Below are 2,157 nucleotides of genomic sequence, written 5' to 3'. Positions count from 1 at the left end.
CGCTAGTGGTTAGCGTTCAATCGGGTAAAACCGGCTGAACGGTGATCTTCCCACAGGGGACTTTCACCCCATTAGTTCATGCCCATGCTGGGCGTACACAAAAGCATCCAGCGGACAGTTAAAAGCACCTCTCGTTCCACGCTCTGCTTTTAACTGCCGCTGATGCTAGGCGTTAGATTTCACAGGAAACTTATGACAAATCATTTCGAAAGTCTCGAGAAAAAGCTACCAGAGCTGAAAGCTGTGGCGAGTGAACTTGGACCTAATGCATTTTATGCTCAAGAGGCTATACGTTTTAGGTCAATGGTAGGAACACTAAAAGCAATTACCTTCAAATTAGATACTAGCGCCGAAGTAGATGAACGTCATATCACGCATGTCTTATCTAGGTCACTGTTAGAGAATTATTTTTGGTTACTATACATTTTTGATGATGATAATAAGAAAGGTGATAGGTATGGAGAGCTAATAAATTCATTTAAAAAAGACTATTTGAAGCTTACCAATGAGCCAATGCTTCCTCACAAAGACAAGCTCGAAACAGCAGATGCTTCTTGGGCAACATTACCTAATGCGCTTAACGTTAATAGCATGCTTGCTCAAGTAAAAAATGATCGCGGTGAACGTCTTGATTATTTGTATTTCATTTATAGGATCACTAGCTTTGATACGCATGGTAAAAATTTGGCAACCATCGGTCAGTCGACATTTGGAAAAATAGCGAACTTTCCCATTCTTGATTTAAAAGCAGTCTTTGATTTAATTGCTAATCATTATCTTGTGATATTTGAAAAGTTGCGTAACGCAGGTGAAATCTAACAAGAACATTAAGTCGTTCGCTTCGCTCTCTGGGATGCTCCCCCGCTCCGCTCGTGCCTCTTATGTTGGCGTTAGAGCAGCAGTCATAGGAATTGAGCCATTGTGATTCAGTATCTTTTTCGTAAGCCTAAATATCCGGTTCTCATCGAAACGGACGAAAGAGTCATGGGTGCGCGTAGTGGAGAAAGGATCGGTCGTCTTTGCAATCAGTCGTCGTTCGATGCCAAGGAGTCGTATATTGTTATCGATTCTTCCGGAGAAGGTTGGAGCTTTTTTCCTGCTCATGAAGTAATAAGTCCACTTACCACGCAGAAGAGGTGGACAAAGGCAAAAATCATAGAACTGTTCAACGCGTCGCTGGCCGGAACGGGAAACGACGCTCACTATGAACCAGGGAGCCTATCGAGTAGGCGGTTGGAACAAATTGTCCGAGAAATCGTTGAACATGAGAGCAAGCTCTAACAATCACAATCACAGTCACGGCGACGGTTACTGCGTTGCGGCTTCGCCTCCACTCCGCAACCGCGCGTGCTGTTGGCGTTATATTCAAGAAAGTGAATTGAAGACTGTGCCATGCTAAAATAGAGCAATAAACCTTAGGAGTAGTCAAATGTCAGCAGTTTTCAATCGAGTAATTCAGAACATTGGGAAATTAAGCTCTGATGAAAAGGCATTGGTTGCCCATTGTTTAATATCTTCGTTAGAGTTAAAACATGACGATAATGTTGATAAGGCATGGGGGGAGCTTGCTCAAAAGAGATTTATTGAGCTTGAGTCTGGAGCAAAGAAAGGTGTTTCTTGGGAAAGCATAAAAAAGGAGGTCACAAGATAAATGCTTGATATCGAGTTTCACCCCGATGTTACAAAAGAAATAAAGTCTTCATATCAGTGGTATCAAAATCAAACTGATGGTTTAGGTCAAGACTATTTATCTGAACTTGAATCAAGTTTCCAAACAGTTCGTGAGCTTCCAAATACATGGCCTAAGTTCCAAAAAGGATTTCGTAGGTTTCTTCTAAGTAAATTCCCTTTCTCGGTAATATATCAATCTAACGAAAACACTGTATTTGTTGTTGCAGTAATGCACAACAGTAGACAACCAGGTTATTGGAACGATAGATCATAAAAAATATAATCGGGTAGCCGGGGGTATCTAGCCCCCAGCCCCCACAACACCCTGCATGCGGGTCCGCACAGGGCGTTTCCCGAAAACGTTCAGAGTAAGATGGCCGATTACCTCCTTCTACCCCAATGATGGCTTCTGATTTTGCGCCAACGTTCCTCAGTCCGGTCGGACATGGAATCGTTGAGCTGCACAGGCTCCTCATTGATTTTCGG

Annotated in this window: 4 protein-coding genes; all 4 read left to right on the top strand. The window is 42.8% G+C overall.

What is annotated here, in order from left to right:
- The first annotated feature begins 192 nt into the window (after positions 1-192).
- The 4 genes from A3OI_RS0103155 to A3OI_RS21535 all read left to right on the top strand — a co-directional run bounded on the left by A3OI_RS0103155 (position 193) and on the right by A3OI_RS21535 (position 1,945).
- Positions 193-819, top strand: coding sequence for a hypothetical protein (locus tag A3OI_RS0103155; RefSeq protein ID WP_018402892.1), 627 nt, complete (start codon positions 193-195; stop codon positions 817-819).
- Between the two features lie 102 nt (positions 820-921).
- Positions 922-1,281 carry a hypothetical protein gene (locus A3OI_RS0103150; protein ID WP_018402891.1) on the top strand — a complete coding sequence of 120 codons (360 nt, stop codon included), beginning with the start codon at positions 922-924 and terminating at the stop codon, positions 1,279-1,281.
- A gap of 148 nt (positions 1,282-1,429) precedes the next feature.
- The gene (locus tag A3OI_RS0103145) at positions 1,430-1,651 is read left to right on the top strand and encodes an addiction module protein (RefSeq protein WP_018402890.1); all 222 of its coding nucleotides are present in this window, start codon (positions 1,430-1,432) and stop codon (positions 1,649-1,651) included.
- The gene (locus A3OI_RS21535; protein WP_081622870.1) at positions 1,652-1,945 is read left to right on the top strand and encodes a type II toxin-antitoxin system RelE/ParE family toxin; all 294 of its coding nucleotides are present in this window, start codon (positions 1,652-1,654) and stop codon (positions 1,943-1,945) included. It begins immediately after the preceding gene.
- Positions 1,946-2,157: the final 212 nt, after the last annotated feature.

The sequence above is a fragment of the Marinobacter gelidimuriae genome (assembly GCF_000372805.1).
GTDB classification, from domain to species: Bacteria; Pseudomonadota; Gammaproteobacteria; order Pseudomonadales; family Oleiphilaceae; genus Marinobacter; species Marinobacter gelidimuriae.
This window is presented reverse-complemented; position numbering and strand designations above follow the sequence as displayed.

Excerpts from the sequence above, each read along its gene's own strand:
- A3OI_RS0103155 (WP_018402892.1), top strand. The coding sequence starts at position 193 with ATGACAAATCATTTCGAAAGTCTCGAGAAAAAGCTACCAGAGCTGAAA.
- A3OI_RS0103145 (WP_018402890.1), top strand. The coding sequence starts at position 1,430 with ATGTCAGCAGTTTTCAATCGAGTAATTCAGAACATTGGGAAATTAAGC.
- A3OI_RS21535 (WP_081622870.1), top strand. The coding sequence starts at position 1,652 with ATGCTTGATATCGAGTTTCACCCCGATGTTACAAAAGAAATAAAGTCT.